This window comes from Methanoculleus sp. (genome assembly GCF_020696975.1).
Classification (GTDB): Archaea; Halobacteriota; Methanomicrobia; order Methanomicrobiales; family Methanoculleaceae; genus Methanoculleus.
Genome location: NZ_JAJGBK010000029.1, coordinates 1 through 19,722, shown reverse-complemented (window position 1 = coordinate 19,722; position 19,722 = coordinate 1). Strand labels below are relative to the sequence as shown.

The window sequence follows — 19,722 nt, the reverse complement described above, 5'->3', positions numbered from 1 at the left end:
GACTGATGCCCGTAAACAAGAGAACCAAATACAGGGGTTCACGGACCTGTGGCGGCGGCACGCACAAAAACCGGCGTGGCGCCGGCAACAGGGGTGGACGGGGTAGAGCCGGGCAGCGCGACCACCGCTTCTCCCACTTCTACCTGAAGGGTGAGATATCCAACGGCAAGCACGGTTTCGTCAACAAGACTTCCGTGCCGGTATCTGCTCTCGATATAGGGGAGATCGACCAGATGGCCGAGGTGCTGCTCCGCGAGGGGCTTGCCTCCCAGGAGGGCGACCTCATCGCCCTCGACGTCACTGGACTCGGTATCGACAAGGTACTTGGTGGCGGAAGAGTCACTCACAAGATGAGTATCTCTGCCCGGCAGTTTTCAGAACGGGCCCGGGCAAAAATTGAGGAGATGGGCGGTCAGGCAACGACCGTCTGATCCTCTTTTCAGGTGAAATCATGGGAGATCTGCTGGATAGATTTGAACCAATCCTTGCAGCGATGCCTGCAGTCCGAAGTCCGGAGGGGCATGTCCACTTCAAGAATAAACTCCTGTGGACGCTTGCAATCCTGCTTCTCTACTTCTCATTGACCAATATTGATATCTTTGGGCTCTCTCCACAGTCACAGGATCTCTTTGGAATGTACCGTGCCCTGCTTGCTGGTGCGAGCGGTTCGCTCCTGCATCTTGGTATCGGGCCGATCGTCACCGCGTCGATTGTGTTGCAGCTGCTCAAGGGCGCCGGAATCCTGCAGATCGATACCAGTGATGCACGTGGGCAGGTCATGTATATGGGCCTGCAGAAGATGCTCATCTTCGTGATGATCATCGTCGAAGCGTTCCCCATGGTTGCGAGCGGGATGATGATGCCCGACCCGTCGGTGGCGATGCAGTTCTTCGGCGGGAATATGCTCACGGTCTCGCTCCTGATCTTCCTCCAGGTCTGCATAGGCGGCCTCCTGGTGGTGCTGATGGATGAGGTCGTGACCAAGTGGGGTATCGGTTCGGGCGTGGGGCTCTTCATCGTTGCAGGAGTCTCGCAGGGTCTCGTGAACGGCTTCCTGAACTGGCAGACGGGCACTGACCCCTTCCCGATCGGGTTCTTCCCGCGGCTGTTCGCCATAGGGACGTCGGGAGCAAGTTTCCTCGAATACTTCGGCACGGACTTGCTCGCCCTGGTCACGACGATCGTGATCTTCATGGTCATCGTCTACGTGGAGTCGACCCGTATCGAGATCCCGCTTGCACACACCGCTGTCCGCGGTGCTCGCGCGCGGTTCCCGGTGAAGCTCATCTACGCAAGTGTTCTGCCGATGATCCTGGTCCGGGTGCTGCAGGCGAACATCCAGATGATCGGGATGTTCCTCTCGAACGCCGGGATAACCATCTTCGGTGAGTTCCAGGGACAGGTGCCGGTCAACGGCCTGATGTGGTATATCGCTCCCATCAACCAGCCGCAGGACTGGATGTGGTGGCTCACCGACCTCGGGCATGCCCCCTGGGAGATCCTTCTCAGAATGGGTATCGATATCACCGTCATGGTGGTCGGAGGCGCGATCTTCGCGCTCTTCTGGGTCAAGACCGCAGGCCTCGACTCAAAGGACGTGGCCCGGCAGATCCAGAGAAGCGGGATGCATATCCCCGGCTACCGCCGGAACGAGCAGGTGCTTGTGAAGTACCTCGACCGCTACATCCCGCGGATCACCATCATCGGCGGTGCGTTCATCGGGATCCTCTCGGTCGTGGCGAACCTCTTCGGTGTCATCGGAGCGGTCGGCGGAACGGGACTGCTGCTTGCGGTGAGTATCACTTACCGGCTCTACGAGGAGGTCGCAAGCCAGCAGATCATGGAGATGTACCCGTTCATGCGCGGGTTCTTTGGGAAGGAGTAAGTCCGAAGGCCCGACCTCGCGGGTCGGGCCGGAGGAGTTACTCCGGGAGAAGCGGCGCGAAGCGCTCGCTTCGACTGGAGTGTAATCCTCTCGATCGAGTGCACCCCTGTTGATAGGTGCATCATCCAAATCTACTCCTTTCCCAACCCGACTCAACACCCTTTTTCGCCCGGGCACCCATCAGGGCCGTCCGGGCCCGGAAAGATTCCGAAAGGAATTACTCTTCATGCGCGGATTTATTTTACACGCAACCATATTCTAAATGGAGTGATAGACTTGGGGAAGAAAGTCGTCGTGACGGGGGTTCCCGGCGTCGGGAAGACCACCGTCATCAATGGTGCGATGGAGAGACTGGCGGCCGAGGGTGTCGCCTATCAGGCCGTCAACTTCGGCACGTTCATGTTTGATGTAGCCATGAAGGAGAACCTGGTCTCGAATCGCGATGAGATGCGAAAACTTGGAAAGGACGTCCAGAAACGTCTCCAGCAGGCTGCTGCCTCAGGGATTGCCGCCATGAGTGGAGATGCGAACGTCATCATCGATACCCACAGCAGCGTCAAGACCCCGACGGGGTTCCTTGCAGGGCTGCCTGAGTGGGTGCTCCGCGAGCTGATGCCCGATGTAATCGTGCTGGTGGAGACCGACCCGGACCAGATCCTGATGCGTCGGCTCGGTGACGCCTCAAGAGTCCGCGATATGGAAGGAGCCCGGGCCATTGCCGAGCACCAGGAGTTCAACCGCGCTATCAGTGCGGCGTATGCGATGTACACCGGCTGCACCATCAAGATCGTCAAGAACGAAAACTTCCTGCTTGAACGAGGCATCGACGATCTGGTGAGTGCGCTGAGGTAACCTGACATGGTGGACCTGAAGAAGCACGGCCCGACGATCGCCCTCGTCTTTACCATGCTCGTGATGCTCTCATACAGCATCGAATGGATACGGGTGACGGTCGGTTCGGCGATGGATGTAGTGCTGGGCCCCTTCATCGATACCTTTGGCGTACCGTTCTTCGTCATGATCATGATCCTCTCCGGCATAACGGGCCTGTACTCGTCGCTGGTCCAGAAGTACACCATCGATTACGAGAAGATGCAGGAGACGCAGGTGAAGATGCGGGCGTTCCAGAAGGAGTTCCGGGAGGCCCAGCTCTCCGGGGACGAGAAGAAGATTAAGAAACTCCAGGGCAAGCAGGAACGGATGATGCAGGACCAGCTTGAGATCTCCCGGCAGCAGTTTACTCCGATGGCGATCATCCTCGTGCTGACGGTGCCGATCTTCTTCTGGCTTCTCCTGCGGCTCCCGGCAATCGACGCGCCGGCCACCATCGCGAGCGGCATCGTCATGCCCTTCCTCGGAACCGTCGGTCTCTCGGCCTCTGCGTTCTGGATTGTCCCCGCCTGGATCCTCTGGTACATGCTCTGTTCGCTGGCCATCAGCCAGGTGATCAGGAAGTCTCTCAACATCGGAGGACTCTGATGCGGATCACCATCAGCGGCCCGCCGGGAAGTGGCACCACATCGCTCGCCCGGTACCTTGCCGGGAAGTACGGGCTTGAACTCATATCCGCAGGAGAGGTCTTCCGTCAGCTCGCCCGTGAGCACGGCATGGACCTTGCCGAGTTCGGCAGGTTCGCAGAGAACGATCCCTCGGTTGACCGGATGATCGATCTCCGGCAGAAAGAGATCGGCGAGGGCACCGAGAATATCATCGTCGAAGGCCGGCTCTCCGGGCGGATGATCGAGAACGCCGATCTCCGGATCTGGCTTTCTGCCTCGCTCTCCTGCCGGGCAAAACGGATCGCAGGCCGTGATGGAATGGACGAAGAGGGGGCCCGGGTTTACACGGAGAACCGGCAGCGTTCGGAAGCAACCCGCTACCTGAACTACTATGATATTGATATCAGCGACCTCTCGCCATACGATATCGTTCTCTCGTCTGAGACCTTCGGCGTAGATGCCCTCGGTGCGATTGTGGATGCCGCAATCGCGTGCCTCGCGCGGCGGCAGACCGAAACCTCTTAGGGCATCTTTGCCCTCTTTGCTTTTATCTTTTTAATGCGCCGGAGCCGTGTCCACTCCTGCCGTTCCATCTCGTCGCGCTGGTCCTCGATAAATCGGCGTATCTGTGTAAGCTCCGGGATGACCTTGAACTCGAGCGCGTTCACCCGCCGCCGGGTCCGCTCGATCTCGTCGAGCAGGCGCTTAACCCCGCCTTCGAGTTCAGCGCTTGTGATAATGGCTTCAAGGAGGTCCTCGTAGGCATCGGCAGCGTCATCGATGACCGACGATGTCCCGAGGATACCGTAACCCCGCTGATCGAGCGTCTTTTTTACCATCACCGGTCCGAGGTCGGGGAGCCGCACGCCAAAGACATTCTTGTGTCCGGCCGTGTAGGTGGGGATAGCCTCCACCGAGAGCGCCGCAAGGAGCACTCCCGTCCCCCCCTCCATCATGGCGGCGACTGCCACCATCTCCCGGGCCCCGGTGTACTTCTCTTCGAGCTCCCTGCGGTGCAGGGCTGCCTGCTCGGTGAGTCTGGTCAGTTCCAGCACCATGCCGTCGAGTTTCATGGATAAAAGGCGGTGTATCCGTTCCGCGAGCGCCATCCGCCGCTTGACGACCAGGAGGCCGGACCGGGTGGGTTTGATATCATCGGGCGGCATGCTGTCTCGCCTATAGGACAATATACTGCCATATCCGCTCGGATGGCAGACCGAATGCTTTCCCTCGTGCGATTGCCCGCAGGTTCGCGACCTCGTACTTCTTCCGCTCCAGGTATGCAAGCACCGCCAGGACTGAGAACGGGTGACGCCGGGAGAGCGCCTCCATCTGGTGGAGCCTGATGCGGGTGACTGCCATCTCGATCTCATGAACGGGTCGCCGGCGCTGGTGCCACCGCTGCCAGACCAGTTCTGCAGCGTCAACACTGGAGAAGTCCGGATCCTGCCGGAGTTCGCGCACTGCCTGGGCGAGAACCGGCGCGATCTCGGTCTCCAGGAAGACGTTGACGAACTCCCCCTCCGTCTCGATGCCGTAGAGCCGCCGGAAGAGGCTCGTGGGGATCCGGCCGCCTGGGATCATGGTCCGGTCGATGACCGTGATGTCGCACGCCTCTTCTGCACAGTGAAGCCGGAGAAGGTTTCTCATGTTGGTTATATCGATCTCGAACCGGAGGTAGTCGACCAGCTCCTGGCACCCGCCGCATCCGGATGTGCCGAGATTGAGCAGTTCGGCATAGTATTGCCGGTAGAGTTCGTTCTCAAACCGGGCAAAGACTCCCTGCTCCCCGCAGGCCTGGTAGTGCTCTGAAAGGATTGGATGGAGCCGCCAGCCCTGGAGGGCCTCGATAGCCCTACCGCAGTCCGGCTGGTCGAGCAGGTTGTCGAGGAGTGGGCTGTCGATCTCGCCGGCCGGGATGAGGAGGTCGCGGATCTGTTGCCGGGGTACACGGTGAACAGTGCCCCGCAGGATTGCCATGACGTTTGCGATATCCCACCGGGTGAGGTATTCCATGGTCAGGGTCTGCAGGTCGCCGGGAGCGATCGCCATGGCGTGCCGGAACGACCGCGACAGGTTACGGTTTACCGCCTCTTCGATGAGCTGGGCGCCGGTATAGTCATGCGCGAGATCCATGATCTCCTGCCTGTAATCCTCCCGGTGACTGAGGTGGGCGACGACTTCCGGTATGCTCATCCGCATGATCCGCAGGTACTCCTCATGAGGGAGGAGCGTAGTCCTCCGCACCCGAAACCGGGTACAGGCATAAATGCATGATGGAGAGATCACGCCGGACGGTGGCATGCACCCCCATTACTGCCACCTCCTATAAATGCGCACCCGGTCGATCGGGGAGGTGGTGGACGAACCGGAGGACTCGGTCCGGGTTTCGGCAACATGTGCGGGTTCATCTGACAATCAAGAACGGTCTATCGGGATGCGGCAGGTCACCAGGATGCTGCCTATGCTACCGGCATAACAATCATGGTCAACAGTTCGCTCTTGGGATACCCGGGCCCGTTATAGTAGTATTCATAAGCGGTGCCGGCAGGCTTAAGCCCGTTTTTCACTATCCAGTCCGCCATCTCCCGGTATGCGCCACGGTACATGCAAAAGACAACGTTGCCTTCCGGAATGAAACCCGGGCGAATATCACCCCTCGCCGGCAATGCCTTCGGTACGGGAAACCCTATCTCTACGTCAAGGTTTTGCATATCCATGTTGTGGTAGGCCACATACGGAATGTCTGATGGGAGTTCGCCCAGTTCCTTCAAGTAGGCTCCCATTTTGCAGTAACTCTCGCCGATCAGCCCGGGTAAATCCTCGACTTTTGTTCTGGTGCGGATCGATATGGTGGGCTGCTCCCTTCTTCGTAGAACCTCGATCTCTGATACTCTCGGCATCTTATCCCTCCGGTTTGGTATGTAATATCGGTCTGGTCTCCGGGGGAGCCTCTTTTTACCTGTACGCGGTCTATGCTCCGCCTTCTTATTTGACAGTTCCATCTCTCCCCTCAAATACCTTTGCCGGGGCACCTGCGTCTGTGCTGGTGCGTAATTTCCGATGCACGAACAGCGTTCCGTTTCTCTCGATTAGGGGCTGAACCCGGAGCTGCCTGGTCAACCGTAGTGTGGTCAGTGCCCCTGTCGCCCCCCGGATCATCCCCGTCCGGCAGGCAAGATTCATATCCTGCGCCGGCAACCCCCCTCCGATCATCATGCCGTACTCGGTCGTGACGGACGATCTCTTCCGGGCCCACGACCATCCCGGGCACCCTGAGTCGCAGGCACGCCTTGAGGCCGCCCTCACCGGTGTGCCGGCCGATGCCCGCCGGATTGCCCCGACAAAAGCAGCCCCCGATGACCTGGCGCGGGTGCATACGCACCGGCATATCACGGCAATCCGCTCGTTCTGCGAGGAGTGCCCTCCCGGCCGGGCCTGTTACATCGACCCCGACACCTATGTCACCTCCGGATCGTTTGATGCGGCCCTCTATGCGGCAGGGGCTGCTATCCTGGCTGTCGAGCGGGCGCTCGACGGGGAACACTCGTTTGCCCTGGTCCGCCCGCCCGGGCACCATGCCGTGCCGGACCGGGCAATGGGGTTCTGCCTCTTCAACAACGTTGCCGTGGCAACAGCACAGGCGCTTCGGGAGGTTGCCCGGGTGGCGATCATTGATTGGGACCTGCACCACGGGAACGGGACACAGGCGGCGTTTTACACCTCGGACCGGGTGCTCTACTGTTCGGTGCACCAGGCAGGAACCTTCCCCGGGACCGGGTGGCCGGATGAGCAGGGCGCCGGCCCGGGCGTCGGGTATACGATCAACATCCCGCTTGCGGCAGGCTCGACCGGTGCCGATTATGCACTGGTCTTCCGGGAGGTCTTCGTCCCGGCGATCCGGGGCTTTAAGCCGGCCCTCCTGGTAGTATCGGCGGGCCAGGACCCGCTTTTTGATGATCCGCTCGGCTCGATGTAACTTCGTCCCGATGACTTCGGGGTCCTGACCGGGATGCTGGTGGACGCGGGCTGCACGGCGCTCGCCCTCGTGCTCGAAGGGGGCTACGGGCGGTCGCACGCCGCAGCGGTCAGGGCGATATGTGCCGCCCTTGAGGGAGCGCGCCCAACCCCCGAAGGTGGTGAGGCGAAGACGAGCACCCGGCTGCTCGTGGAGGAGTACGGGAGCGGCGGGCGCGCCGTCCTCATGTGACGGGCTCGGGTTCGTCATTGACTGCCGCACCGATAGCCTCTGTCGTCACGATGCACCCCTGTAGCAGTCTCACGTTCACCGGGACGAGCCCGGGGCCGGAGTTCCCGACAACGCTCCGCGATGCGGTGCGGTGCCTATCGTAACGCTCCTGTCCTCCCGGCGTTGACGGACCTGGATCCTGGTTCCAGGCAGTTATTTATACTTCAATGTATTATTTTGTACAATGATGTTTATTGAGGTACCGGGATCTCCCATCCAACCCCCCCTCATCAGGAGCATCCCTGGAGAATTCTTCTGGCCCCTCCCCCAGCCACGCTGGCGTACGCACTGATCTTTCAAACCGAATCGCCCGTCGAACTCCAACTGTGAAACTGATACCATGAAATCGAGAGATATTGCAATCATCGGCATACTTCTTGCCGTCGGGGCCATCATCAGGTACATGTCGCTCCTGATCCCCGGCCCCATCGTATCGAACCTTGTGATCGCCTTCTATAGCCTCGCCATCATCCTTGTCGTGCCTACGTTCAGGGAGGCGCTCGGGATCGGCGTCGTTGCGGGTATCATCTGTGCCCTCCTCAGTCACTCAATCTTCCCGCCCGCGAACCTTGTCAGCGAACCCATCGGTGCGGTTGTCTGTCTCGGGACGTATATGATGCTGCGGGAGCGGTTCATCCTCGCCCCGGCGGTGACGACACTTCTGGCCACCTTCGCGAGCGGTTTCTCGTTCATCTTCATCTCCATCCTCGCCGTGGCCCCGACCGTCCTTGACAAGTTCGGGACGCTCGAGGCGTTCCTCGCGGTCACCGTGCCGATCGTCCTGATCACGGCGGGGGTCAACGCCGCCGTCGCCCTGGCGCTCGAGATGCCGGCATCGCGGGCCCTGATGCGGGGTACGCGGCAGACGGCTCCGGCGCGGGATGCGAGGCTGGTCGATGAGTCCTGAGACCGGGCGGGAGACCGCCCTCTCTCTTCGAGATATTTCCTATACCTACCCCGGATCGGAGACGCCGGCACTTAGCGGTATCAGCCTCGCCATCGCGAAGGGGGAGATCGTCTTCGTCACAGGCCCGACCGGGGCAGGGAAGACGACGCTCTGCCTTGCGGCGTCAGGCATCCTCCACCACGAGTACGGCGGCACGCTCCGGGGTGCGATCACCCTCCTCGGCAGAAACGTCCGGGACTACCGGAATATGGGCGAGATCGGGAGGCACCTCGGGGTGGTCTTCGACGACGCCGACGCCCAGCTCATCTTCACGACCGTCGAGGAGGAGGTTGCGTCCGGCCTCGAGAACCTCGGCCTCTCCCGGGAGGAGATGCAGCGGAGGCTCCACGAGGTGATGGAGGCGACCGGGATCGCCGATCTTGCGGACCGTGCGCCGCACACCCTCTCCGGGGGGCAGAAACAGCGGGTCGCCATCGCCGCAACCATCGCGCTCGGCACGAAGATCCTGATCCTCGACGAACCCACCGCCGAACTGGACACGGAGGCGACCGCTGCGGTATCCGCTCTCCTCCAAAGGCTCTCCGGCGAGGGCACCGCCGTGCTCATCGTCGAGCAGAAACTCGGCGAGCTTGCCGCCATCGCGGACAGGATGGTCGTCGTCGAAGACGGAGCGATCGCAAGGGTCGGGTCTCCCGCGGAGATGATGCAGGAGTCCGTCCAGGAGCAGCTTGCAGGCGGAAGAGCACGCCTCCCCGCACCGGCAGCCTCCCCTGGAGTCCCCGTCATATCCGTCCGGGGGCTCGTCCACCGCTATGATGGTGTCACGGCCATACGGGGCCTCGACCTCGATGTCGCTTCCGGAGAGATCGTGGCCGTGGCCGGGGAAAACGGATCCGGGAAGACGACGCTCGTCAAGCACTTCAACGGGCTGCTCCGCCCGACCGAAGGCAGCGTCACTGTCGACGGCCTCGACGCCGCAACCGTCCCGATAGCGGAACTCGCGCGTCATGTGGGCCTCGTCTTCCAGAACCCAGACACCATGCTCTTTGCCGAGACCGTGGCGGACGAGGTGGCGTTCGGCCTCAAGAACATCGACCCCGGCGCTTCGGAGGAGCCGGTCGATGCGGCCCTTCGCGAGGTGGGCCTTCTCCACCGGAAGACGGCCTACCCGCGCTCGCTCTCGCGGGGCGAGCGGCAGCGCCTGGCGATCGCCTGCGTCATCGCCATGAAGCCGAAGGTCATCGTGCTCGACGAGCCCACGACCGGGCTCGACGCCCGCGAATCGGTGGGGGTCATGGAGATCCTCGGCCGCCTGCGGCAGGACGGCCACACGATCGTCATGGTGACGCACGATATGCGTCTCGGGGCGGAGTATGCAGATCGCATCGTCAGGATGGAACAGGGAAGAGTCATCCGTGACAGCAGAACCTATGAGGAGGAACCATGTCCGAGATTATGCAGTACGTCATCCGGGAGAGCGTCTTTCACCGCCTCCACCCGCTCACCAAACTGATCTTTGCGGCCGTCGTCGTGGCCCTTGCGGTGCTGACGAGCGATACCCTGCCCCTTGCGGGCCTTGCCGGGGCGGTCGTGGCCGTAGCGGTAGCAGGTGGGCTTGGCCGCGACCTTCTCCGGCAGGTGCCCCTGCTCGTCTCGCTCGCGGCAAGCCTGCTTATCCTCACCATCTTTACCGTCCAGAACGGCGAGATCCTCGGTTACCTGGTCCCGCCGTCGGTCCCGGTGATCGGCGGGGCCTTTCCCGTCACAGTGGGGGCGATCGGCCTTGCGCTCGCGATGTCGCTTCGGTTCGCCGCGATGCTCTTTGCCTTCCAGCTCCTGGTCATATCCACCCAGCCGCGCGATCTCGTCCATCTCATGGACCGTCTCCGGATGCCCGTCGACTACACGCTCATGCTCCTGATAGCACTCCGGTTCATCCCGAGTCTGCAACTTGAGGGGAAGCGCATCCACGAGGCGCAGCTCGCCCGCGCCTACAACCCGGGAAGAGGACCTGCCGGGAAGATCCGGGGACTCTTCCCCATCATCATCCCCCTGGTCTCAAACTCCCTCGGGAAAGCCACGGTCCTCGGGCTGACCATCGACCTTCGAGGCTACCGCTCAGGCGCCAGGACGCCGATGCGTGACGTTGCTCCCGGCAGGGCCGATGTTGCCGGGATCTGCTGCATGAGCCTTCTCGTCGCAGGGTATTTGGCCGTGCTGGTCGTATAACCTGATTATGCGCAGCGGTGGGGCCCCGGAGGTGTTTGAGTTCTATATCGGTGGGAGCGTCGGGCCGTCCCTCTATGTCAGGCTCGTGGACGGCCGGAACGGCCGGCTCCTCTACGAGTGGGCGAGTGCCGGCGGCTACTCGGGGGTGGTGATGGAGGCGTCTCCTGCCCCCGAAGAGTGGGCGCGGTTTCGGGAGACCGTCGATCGGCTCGGGGTTCGGGCGTGGGAGCCGGAGTACGTCTCCGCCCATTCCTGCTGTGACGTCACCTATTGGCACCTGCGGCTGGAGATGGACGGGCATTCCGCTGTTGTCCGGGGCGCGAACGCTTATCCGGGATCTGCCGGCCCGGAAATCTCAAAGCAGTTCCGGGAATTCCGCGCGGCCGTGGAACGGTTGATCGGGCGCTCCATTCGTTTCTGACATTTGAGAAGGAACCTGAGGATCTGCGGGATACGCCGTCAGGAACGCCTGAGTAAACCTCATACCCCTGGATAACCAAGAGATCAGATATGGGCAATCTGAATGTTGCCGTGCTGGGACCCGTGGGTTACGCGAAAGACCTCGGGAAGAAAGGCACGGCCTCCGATATCACGTTCTATAACCTCAAGAAGGGCGAGGATACCGTCACCATCATCGAACCGACACGGTATCCCGAGCGGCTGGCCCCGCTCTTTTATGCCGCGTCGATGGCGGATGCGGTTCTCATCGTGGTGAGCGAGATCACCCCGACGCTCGGGGAATGGGTGCTGATGCTCGACGAGGTCGGGGTGGAGCAGGGCTACATCATCCTCCAGAACTACTTAACCCCCGATGGGGTCGCGCCGCTTCTCCGGGGAACAGTGCTCGAACGCTATGAGTTCGTAGACGAAGACCCGATTGCGCTCCGCGACCGCCTGCTTGGCGAAGCGCATGCCCGCCCCTCGGTCCAGCCCGGGGCCGGTGCCGTGGGAACGATCCCGATCGATCACCACTTCAACGTCCGCGGCATCGGGACGGTCATCCTCGGCGGCGTGGTCCGGGGCGGGATCAAGAAGCACGACACATTGAAGGTCTACCCGGGAGAGAAGACGGCCACGGTCCGGTCCATCCAGAAGCATGACGATGACTTCGACTGGGCTGCCGAGGGCGACCGTGTAGGGCTCGCGCTCAAGAACATCGAGTCCGACGACCTCGACCGCGGGTATGTCCTCTCGGACGACCCTGCGATCCAGGCCCGGTCAAACCTTGAAGCACGGGCCACCTTGGTCCGATACTGGCCCTCCCCGCTCACGGCGGGGACGGTGCTTCATATCGGCCACTGGATGCAGTTCATCCCGGCGCGGGTGGAAGCGGTGCGGGACGACGGAGACTGGCGGCAGCCCACGCTCACGCTTGCGCTGGAAAAAGACCTTGTCTATCTTCCCGGCGATACGGCAGTCCTCCATTACCTCGAAGGCGGGAAACTCAGGATCGTCGGGAATATCGAACTGCCATCAACTACCCTCCGCTAACGCAGGGGGCTTGCTGCCGGGGCCCCTTACGGGGCACAGGGCAGCAATTTACTGTGTGCGAAGGTTGACGGTTCGTAACTATTCAGCCCAACCAAAAGATCTTTTTATTATGATATCTAAATTGAAACTGAAACAGAAGACCTCCGGAGTGAAGAGTGAGCTATGAATTTCTACAGGGTCAGGGAATTCATATCGACGGTCAAGAAACACGACCGCCCGGTGCTGTCAGAATTGAAAGGGGCGTTCCAAGGGAAATCCCTCATGCCGATGGCGGTTCATCGGGTGCCCTGAATAGTTGCGTATTAAATGACAATGAGCTCTGGTGATTGAGCGTGTCGAACCAACCCTGCGATACATTTTCTACACTCTCTGTACTCACCGCAGACACAACCCCCACGTTCACCAACAGCACTGCCAGGAGCATGGAGAATACCTGCAGTCCAGTTTTTGCTTTCATCTATTCGACCTCCGTGTTTCTGTTCCCGGGGGGCAGAAGAGGCATACGTTTAAGTACGCAGAACGCATAACACCTATTTGCCTCCGGGTTTGTGGGGTTCTTCATCCGGGCGTCAACCGTGGCTGGGGGGATCCCAGACATTTCGGGATGCCAATCCCGGTATCCGTGATGGAGGCGTAAGCGTTTTTCTCTATACCATTTCTGTGACATGCATCAACTCATCCGGTTCGTCCGATCGATCCGCCGCAAAAAAGGGTCCACATGGCCTGAAACGGGTGCCGCGCCGGACGGCGGGGATCGGGCACAAGAAACTCGACATTCGGGCTCAAAATTTGGTACACTTCGGAAGACAAAATGCGAGACCTCCCCCGTGCGAGCGGGGCGTTCGCAGCCATGTTGCTCCCGCCCCCTATCGTCGCTTCCGACACAGAACAATACCCATTCCGATACCACAAACAGCAACGACCGCTCCAAACCCTGGTGTTGCCGTCCAGGGCGGATGACCGGATGCCGGGTCCGCGGGGACCTGCACGACATCAGCCTTCGAACCGGCCCGGACCGTAACCTCCCAGACGATGGTGTCATCGTAGGCCCGTAGCACGATATTCTCGACACGGGCGTCCGGGGGCTTCCCGGAGAAGGCCTGCGCCGTTGCTGCGGACTTGTTGACCGGCAGGTCCTCTTCCGAGACGTACGTCGTGGAGACGATCTCTCCGCCCGAGAGGTCGACGATGTACTCCGTGAAAACCCCCGTATCGTTGATGAAACAGACCTGCGCCCGAGAAGACCCGGTCTTGAACTCTTCGTACCGGCCCGGGGATTGATTCTCGACGTACGACCGCAGCTCTCTGTCGTTGCTGAGCGCCGGATACTTCGCAAAAATCTTCGGGAATGTGAGCTCCGCAGCCCGGGGCAGCGCTTCATCGCAGCCGATGATCCAGATCTGCTCGATGGACTGTTCGCCGCCGTGTTCGTCGGCTATCCGGTTTAAGTAGACGAGCTGTTCTTCGCAGGCGTTCGCCGGCACGACGTACACGTACTTATGCGTGTGATTGTACGCACCCTCATGCCACCAGATCTCCCCGTGCTCGGCGATGAACGCGGTGATCGTCTCGTTGGTCTTCGCATTCGGGTGGACCCCAAACAAAATTCCCGTCTGGTTCCCCTGCCCGGGGAGGGGCGTCACCACCGCACCTGCAGGGATACTGCAGACGATCACCGCAAGGATGAGCCCGAGCGCCAGGAGGGTGATACTTCTCGTCATAAAAAAAAGGTTAATTGTACCTCGGAACCTCACCGAGGAGAATCTGTGTTCTGAAATCTTCGTACCGGAGAATGCCCGCATTCCTAGTTTTCCATTCATTGACATTTCCTCCGCTTTCTCCCGGAGGCAGAAGAGGGACATGTTTAAGTACACGGAATGTGTACATTCCTTTTGCCTCCGGGCATGCGGGGTGCGTCATCCGGCCGTGAACCGTGGATGGGCGACCCCGCGCATCTCGGGATACCGATTTCGGTATCCACAATGGAGACGTCAACGTTCTTCTATATACCTTTTCTGTGACACGCATCTACACGTCGGGCCTCTCCGATCGGTTCCAGATCAAAACTAGGCCACCACAGCCTCGAACCGGGCGCCGCGCCGAACGGCGGAGATCGGATCGTACCCTCACACCGCCGTCGGCCGCCCGCTCCAGAACGTAAATCAAGTTAACCGGATCCGGCATTCTCTTCCCGGCCTGACCTCGCGTGTCCTCATCATGTGGCTGCGCGAACTTGGGGAGGGCGGGTTCATCCGGGCGGGGATCGTCAGGGAATGTCCGCGGGTCGTTGAATGGGAACTTACGGAGAAAGGGAACGATACCATCCCTATTCTTATGAGTTTCCTGGCCATTGATACGAAATGGTACGCCGACGAGGTCTTTGAGGACTCTCGGGCACGCACTCTGGACGAGATCTACCCCTCTTCCCCGGGTTGCCTTGAAGATCACACCCCGGCCCTATGAGCGCCGAAAAACGTGATCAGCAGCGGGCAAGGGTGATGCGGGCATTTTCCAAGGGGGCGATCACTCCAACAGCTCCAGAATTGGTTATAGGGTATCGACAGACCCTCCTGTCCGGGTAGTGCTCTAAGTTATAACTGAAAATGATGTCAAGAGCTCCTTCCAGGTCCATATTCGATCCGTAATACCTTCCCTCATCGCTGGCGCCATGCCCTTTTTAGCCTCGATGAAGTTGCTCGCAAACTGAAAGATGTCCATCGCTCTGATATGTCCTCCGATCGTCTTTGAGAATGGCGCTGTTTGGAAAAGAACCATGCACGGCTTCCCCGTGACTATCGCCACGCACTGCCGCCGCCCCTTGCGGGCGGGGAACGACTGGCCGAAGGGCAGGAGTTGAAGCACCGAAGGTGCGGGGAGGAGCGCGAAGCGTGGGTGGGGTGGGGGCAACAGTTCTCAGATCTGGGTCTTGAGCACCTGAAGTATGACGATAGAGACAGGGGAGGGGACACGCCCCCTCCCCGTCGGCCCCTCCCCCAAGGAGGACACCCCCACGGTCCACTGCACGGGAGGTGCTGGAGAAACGGTGAAACCCCGGCTCGCCCTGGAGGATACGGCCTTCCATAGGGTATCGCCATGACTGCCCCCGCCCCTCACGGGCGGGGGAGGAGCGTGAAGCGCGGGTGGGGTGGGGGCTACACGTCTCTTTATGGGATGGAGGCAGGGGTGTTCATCTCGAAAACTGAGTTGTCCGGCGCCCGCTCCTTTTTCCTCAGCACTTTCATCAAAGCAAAAAAGGCGCCGCAACCCCCCTCAAACCTCGCCTCGAAGATACTGCACCTTCATCCCTGCCCCGAAGATCCTCCGGCTTTCCGCTCCTGCAAGAATCCGTTTGGCGAGTGCAGCATCGGTTGCGACAAAACCCGAGAGATCGGAGACGCTGTAATCGAAGAAGACCGAAGAGAGGGGAGTTCCCGGGCCCACGATCGTCACTCTCTCTGCGTTCTCCGAGAGTTCGAGGAGCCGCGGCATGCTTTTGTCGCCGAGAGCGCCACAGGTCAGGAACACATAATCGGACTCCGGCAGCAGGTACTCGCAGGCCGAGTACGGGTAATCTCCCTCCTCGGGGTCCCACTCAACGATACTCAGGTCACAGACGGGGGCGATCAACTTCTCAAGGAACGGGAAATGACCGACAACACAGACTTTCTTCCCCTTTACAAGATTCTGGGACTTGATGAACGGGTCTTTCAGCCGTTCCTCGACCCGTTTCTTCTCTGCAACCTCGATCCCCGCTCTCCTGGCAGTATCTGGATGATTGTACCACGCGTTGATCGCCGCGTTGCCGATCGATGCTTCCCACAGATTCCAGGACTTCACACACCCGGCCACCTCTTTCAACGGTTTCCCGATCCTGTTTTCGGTCATCATCGGGGCGCGCTGGATATAATACCGGTATCCAGCGATACCGATGCCGCCGTTCGCCTCAACATACGTCAGTTCCCCGCCGAGGACCATATCTTCAACGATAATGTCGTCGGGGATCCCTTCGATCAACGCATTGTATAATTCCCACATATCATCTCTCCTGAAATTCCGGAATGCTCTCTTCTGTAACGATCTCCCCTCTCCGGAGCTGGTTGCGGATAACAAGGAGGGCAGAATCAATCGCCTCGATCTTATGCAGTGTCTGCTCCTCTTCCGCGGTCGTTTCGATCACTTTTGTCACGCCTCCGTTTCTGATGACGATCCGCTTGTCGGCACGGAGGGCAAGAAGCGGGTCGTGCGTCGACATGAGGACGATCTTCTCGTTGCCGACGAGGATCTCGATCGCCTCCCGCCGGTCGATTCCTGCATTCTCCAGCTCGTCGATGAGGATGATCGGGGATGAACTCAAGAGAGCGGTGTCGGCGATCATCAGCGACCGCGACTGCCCCCCGGAGAGCTGGGTGACTTTCGTATCCAGGGTGAACTTCTCCCCTGCCAATGAATTGGCGACCGCAAAACACTTCTCTACAACCGCGGCGGAGTCCGGGATCATCCGGCTTTTTGCATGCATCTCCAGAAATTCCTGCACCGTTAAGTCCATGACGAAGTTCATGTTCTGCGAGAGCTGGGCTACCAGCTTCCCCCCGGTAGAGAATCTCTTATCGAGATCAGGGACCGAACCGTTGATGAGGATCTGTCTTGCAGTCGGCGTGTCGCGCTGGGCAAGGCATTCGATATCTTCAAGCAGCCTGCTCTTTCCCGAGCCGGTGGGACCGACAATGCTCACGACCTCGCCGGGTGTCACCGTCAGTTCAAGCATCTCGGGCCTCCCCGCCTTGTCTCGCCAGCCGAGGATCGTGATTGAGGAGATCGTCTCGATAGACTCTTCCATTCGCGAGAATGCCTCAAGAAATGCACTGAAATGGAATATAACCTCCTCGCGGTCAAGCCCGAACTCCTCAAGCATATCCTCATCGACGTTTTCCAGGATCTCGGGAAGCGTCTTTGTTTCATCAACCCCAACCAGCCGTATGTTGGCGAGGTAATCAACCGCAAGAGGATAACGGCGAAGGATATCGCCGATTGGCACCGACGAGACCTCTGCAACATAGTCAGGGGCTTTCATCGTCAAACTCCATCCTTTTGACCATCCCCATCTGGTACATCTCCCCGATGAGGGTCTCGCCGGTGCAGTAGGAACAGATGGCGGCAGGCATCGTGAACCTGAGTTTACGGTCGCGAAGTGTCCGGATATCCAGTGTATCCTGCCAGTGGCGGGCAAGCATAAACGCTCCCTGGCCGGTGATCCCGTTCACGAAGAGAACCGTTGCCGATGCATTCACCTCACGGATGTTGAAGGCGAAGACCTCGCGCTCCGCCTGGGAGACCACATCCCCTTTCGTGACAACGACGATATCGGCATACTTCAGCATCGGGCCGATCTTCCGCGGGGTGTTGATGCCGGAGAGGTTGTCGATGACACAGACCGATAAGATGCCGTTCACGTAGGGCGAGCACCGGTTGCAGAGCCCTGCGCTCTCCGTGACGAGAACCGACAACCCCTTCTTCATGCCCCATTCGACCGCCCCTTCGACGTTGCTGACGAAATGGTGGTCCGGACAGATCTTTCCGGCAAAAGCAGTCTGGTTGGGTATCTTCTGTTCATCGTAGCGCTGGTGGTCGAAGGAGGTGAGCGAGTCGAACTTCACGACGCCCACGCTCCCCGGGGGCAGCCCGAGAGCTGCGATGGTTTTGAGGATAACAGAGGTCTTCCCCGAAGATGGGGGGCCTGCAACGGTAATCAGCTTCATAGGCGCCTGATGATCTGGTATAGGGCTCGCCAATGTATAGTTATTACTAAAGCCATCAATTCAGGGTAAACCGGTTTACACGGGCGCAGCCCCTCCTCAGAGCGGGGGGACGAATACCGTTCACCGGAACTGCAAAAAAAAGGGTTTAAATGAGCCTGAAGAACGGGTGGGTGTCCACCTGAGGCTCGATGCCGAGGTCACGCACCGCTTCCAGGATAACGATATCGGAGTAGGCCTGAGCGGTGATCATCGCCTCGACATTCTCGATCGGGCCGTACATGATGAGGTCGGCACCGAGCGTGCTTGCAATCATGTTGCAGCCGATATCGGGTGCAGACCAGGCCGCCTGGCGCATACCGTCCGTGCCGCCGAGGTAGTGGTGCGTGAGCTGCTCAACGAGACCCTGTTTGCCCTCGAGGCCGGCGAGCTGCTGCGAGGGGGTCTTCTTCGTTCCCTTCCAGCGCTTCAGCCAGGTCCAGGAGACGGTCATGTTGTGGTACGCACCACCGGTGGGGAGACCGTGGATAGCTTTGCAGGCGAGGATCTCACGGTACGAGCCACCGGAGCCGAGACCGAGCGGGGTCGCCGCGGTGTCGAGGATCGGGCGGGTGATGCCGCACTTCTCCGCGATCTCGAGCATACCCATCTCCTGGCCGGCGACGCCGCCCTCGACCAGAACCTTCTCACGGCCGGAGACCGACGGGTCGCCGGGGTTAAAGGCGAGGACGATTGCTGCATTCACGTCGCTCTTCGCCAGTGCCTCGATGTTCTCGGGCAGGATCGAGCCGTTGATCGAGTTGTAGATCGCACGGTCGGCGACACCCGCTTCGGTGACGTACTCGCAGGCGTGCGCGAGCGCCGTGGGTGCCGACGAGTCCATCAGGAACGCGGTCTTGTCATCGATGCTGCAGAACCAGTCGATGTAACTGTCGAAAGCCTCGCCGTACTCGGCGATCATCTGGATGAAGTGCGGAATGCCGGTAATATCCGAGAGTTCCTGGCAGCGGTTCCAGAGTGCTTCTGCCTTTGCCTTGTCAATCTTTCCAGTGTGGTCATCCAGTACAACTTCGTGCTTGTTGTAGAAGATGGATGCACCGAGCACGGTCGGGTATTCTCCAGGCTGCCCGCCGATCTTGGTACCATTAAAGTCGTGTACCGTCTGCTCTTTTTCGAATTTGAACATATTCGCCAATCCTCCTTTACAGGTACCCAATCAATTTGGGCAGTAATACCAACAACATCATGAATACAATCAAACCTGCGACCAGTCCGTACAGGATGCCGACATCGCGCCCGATCTTTCTTCCGACGCGCTGAGCGATCTCGGCATCGACGAACTCGATCCTCTCCTCGATGGCATTAAGCCGCTCCTCGATCTCAAGGAACTGCGGGTTAGCGCCTGCAACGGCAACTTCTGCCGCACCGCCGCCCGCTTCCTTGACTTCGACAACCATGGGTTCTGCGCCGAACGCACCGGGGTCTCTGGCCTTGAGTTCGTCGATCTTGGCCTTGATGGTGCCCATGTCCTCGCTTTCCATGATGTTGACCATCTCGACCTGGTCCTGGAAGCGCTTGATCGCCTCATCGGAGAGGTTCTCGATGAACGGGATGGCTCCCTGGGCTCCGACGATCTTTCCGCCCGAAACACCGCCGGCATGCAGAGCCATGAAACTCTGACCGGAGAGGTGTCCCTTAACCTCCGTACC

The 19,722-nt window shown here is 60.0% G+C and carries 22 protein-coding genes; 13 read left to right on the top strand and 9 right to left on the bottom strand.

The window, feature by feature from the left end:
• The first annotated feature begins 5 nt into the window (after positions 1–5).
• From QZ650_RS08615 to cmk, 5 genes are all read left to right on the top strand, one after another.
• Complete coding sequence (locus QZ650_RS08615; protein WP_292521067.1) at positions 6–431, top strand: uL15m family ribosomal protein; 426 nt, start codon at positions 6–8, stop codon at positions 429–431.
• A gap of 20 nt (positions 432–451) precedes the next feature.
• Complete coding sequence (gene secY / locus QZ650_RS08610) at positions 452–1,885, top strand: preprotein translocase subunit SecY (RefSeq protein WP_292521069.1); 1,434 nt, start codon at positions 452–454, stop codon at positions 1,883–1,885.
• 276 nt (positions 1,886–2,161) lie between these two features.
• Positions 2,162–2,737: an adenylate kinase gene (locus QZ650_RS08605; RefSeq protein WP_292521111.1), complete on the top strand. Its 576-nt coding sequence runs from the start codon at positions 2,162–2,164 to the stop codon at positions 2,735–2,737.
• A gap of 6 nt (positions 2,738–2,743) precedes the next feature.
• On the top strand, positions 2,744–3,364 hold the full coding sequence (locus QZ650_RS08600; RefSeq protein ID WP_292521071.1) for a DUF106 domain-containing protein: 621 nt from the start codon (positions 2,744–2,746) through the stop codon (positions 3,362–3,364).
• Positions 3,364–3,909: a (d)CMP kinase gene (gene cmk, locus QZ650_RS08595; RefSeq protein WP_292521073.1), complete on the top strand. Its 546-nt coding sequence runs from the start codon at positions 3,364–3,366 to the stop codon at positions 3,907–3,909. Before QZ650_RS08600 ends, cmk begins: the two co-directional genes overlap by 1 nt.
• Here the strand turns inward: cmk and QZ650_RS08590 are convergent.
• The 3 genes from QZ650_RS08590 to QZ650_RS08580 all read right to left on the bottom strand — a co-directional run bounded on the left by QZ650_RS08590 (position 3,906) and on the right by QZ650_RS08580 (position 6,389).
• Positions 3,906–4,550, bottom strand: coding sequence for a V-type ATP synthase subunit D (locus QZ650_RS08590; protein WP_292521075.1), 645 nt, complete (start codon positions 4,548–4,550; stop codon positions 3,906–3,908). The two genes, cmk and QZ650_RS08590, sit on opposite strands and share 4 nt — an antisense overlap.
• Before the next feature lie 10 nt (positions 4,551–4,560).
• On the bottom strand, positions 4,561–5,688 hold the full coding sequence (locus tag QZ650_RS08585; protein WP_292521077.1) for a V-type ATP synthase subunit C: 1,128 nt from the start codon (positions 5,686–5,688) through the stop codon (positions 4,561–4,563).
• Positions 5,689–5,846: 158 nt separating this feature from the next.
• A complete protein-coding gene (locus QZ650_RS08580; RefSeq protein ID WP_292521080.1) occupies positions 5,847–6,389 on the bottom strand; it encodes a GyrI-like domain-containing protein in 543 nt (180 codons plus the stop codon).
• 212 nt (positions 6,390–6,601) lie between these two features.
• Here QZ650_RS08580 and QZ650_RS08575 point away from each other — a divergent pair, with 212 nt between their 5' ends.
• The 7 genes from QZ650_RS08575 (at position 6,602) to QZ650_RS08545 (ending at position 12,260) form a co-directional block, all read left to right on the top strand.
• Entirely contained in the window at positions 6,602–7,363 is a 762-nt protein-coding gene (locus QZ650_RS08575; protein ID WP_292521082.1) for a histone deacetylase, read from the top strand.
• Positions 7,364–7,396: 33 nt separating this feature from the next.
• Positions 7,397–7,594 (top strand): hypothetical protein, encoded by a 198-nt coding sequence (locus tag QZ650_RS08570; protein ID WP_292521084.1) that lies wholly within the window; start codon positions 7,397–7,399, stop codon positions 7,592–7,594.
• A 379-nt stretch (positions 7,595–7,973) separates the two neighbouring features.
• A complete protein-coding gene (locus QZ650_RS08565) occupies positions 7,974–8,540 on the top strand; it encodes a hypothetical protein (RefSeq protein WP_292521086.1) in 567 nt (188 codons plus the stop codon).
• Positions 8,530–10,053, top strand: a complete 1,524-nt coding sequence (locus tag QZ650_RS08560; protein ID WP_292521087.1) for an ABC transporter ATP-binding protein — start codon at positions 8,530–8,532, stop codon at positions 10,051–10,053. Before QZ650_RS08565 ends, QZ650_RS08560 begins: the two co-directional genes overlap by 11 nt.
• On the top strand, positions 9,984–10,769 hold the full coding sequence (locus QZ650_RS08555) for an energy-coupling factor transporter transmembrane protein EcfT (protein WP_292521089.1): 786 nt from the start codon (positions 9,984–9,986) through the stop codon (positions 10,767–10,769). Before QZ650_RS08560 ends, QZ650_RS08555 begins: the two co-directional genes overlap by 70 nt.
• 7 nt (positions 10,770–10,776) lie before the next feature.
• Positions 10,777–11,190, top strand: coding sequence for a hypothetical protein (locus QZ650_RS08550; protein WP_292521091.1), 414 nt, complete (start codon positions 10,777–10,779; stop codon positions 11,188–11,190).
• A gap of 89 nt (positions 11,191–11,279) precedes the next feature.
• Entirely contained in the window at positions 11,280–12,260 is a 981-nt protein-coding gene (locus QZ650_RS08545; RefSeq protein WP_292521093.1) for an EF-Tu/IF-2/RF-3 family GTPase, read from the top strand.
• Positions 12,261–13,126: 866 nt separating this feature from the next.
• Here the strand turns inward: QZ650_RS08545 and QZ650_RS08540 are convergent.
• Positions 13,127–13,981, bottom strand: coding sequence for a hypothetical protein (locus tag QZ650_RS08540; RefSeq protein ID WP_292521095.1), 855 nt, complete (start codon positions 13,979–13,981; stop codon positions 13,127–13,129).
• 391 nt (positions 13,982–14,372) lie between these two features.
• Between QZ650_RS08540 and QZ650_RS08535 the strand changes: the two genes are divergently transcribed.
• Positions 14,373–14,723 (top strand): winged helix-turn-helix transcriptional regulator, encoded by a 351-nt coding sequence (locus tag QZ650_RS08535; RefSeq protein WP_366932188.1) that lies wholly within the window; start codon positions 14,373–14,375, stop codon positions 14,721–14,723.
• A gap of 807 nt (positions 14,724–15,530) precedes the next feature.
• Here the strand turns inward: QZ650_RS08535 and QZ650_RS08530 are convergent.
• The 5 genes from QZ650_RS08530 to mtrG form a co-directional block, all read right to left on the bottom strand.
• Positions 15,531–16,295, bottom strand: coding sequence for a DUF364 domain-containing protein (locus QZ650_RS08530; protein ID WP_292521096.1), 765 nt, complete (start codon positions 16,293–16,295; stop codon positions 15,531–15,533).
• A gap of 1 nt (position 16,296) precedes the next feature.
• A complete protein-coding gene (locus QZ650_RS08525) occupies positions 16,297–17,331 on the bottom strand; it encodes an ABC transporter ATP-binding protein (protein ID WP_292521115.1) in 1,035 nt (344 codons plus the stop codon).
• Positions 17,318–18,016 (bottom strand): GTP-binding protein, encoded by a 699-nt coding sequence (locus QZ650_RS08520; protein ID WP_261596549.1) that lies wholly within the window; start codon positions 18,014–18,016, stop codon positions 17,318–17,320. The genes QZ650_RS08525 and QZ650_RS08520 overlap by 14 nt, the downstream gene beginning before the upstream one ends.
• Positions 18,017–18,161: 145 nt before the next feature.
• Positions 18,162–19,199 (bottom strand): tetrahydromethanopterin S-methyltransferase subunit H, encoded by a 1,038-nt coding sequence (gene mtrH / locus QZ650_RS08515; protein ID WP_292521101.1) that lies wholly within the window; start codon positions 19,197–19,199, stop codon positions 18,162–18,164.
• A 16-nt stretch (positions 19,200–19,215) separates the two neighbouring features.
• A partial coding sequence (mtrG, locus tag QZ650_RS08510) for a tetrahydromethanopterin S-methyltransferase subunit MtrG (protein ID WP_292522491.1) occupies positions 19,216–19,722 on the bottom strand: 507 nt, incomplete at its 5' end.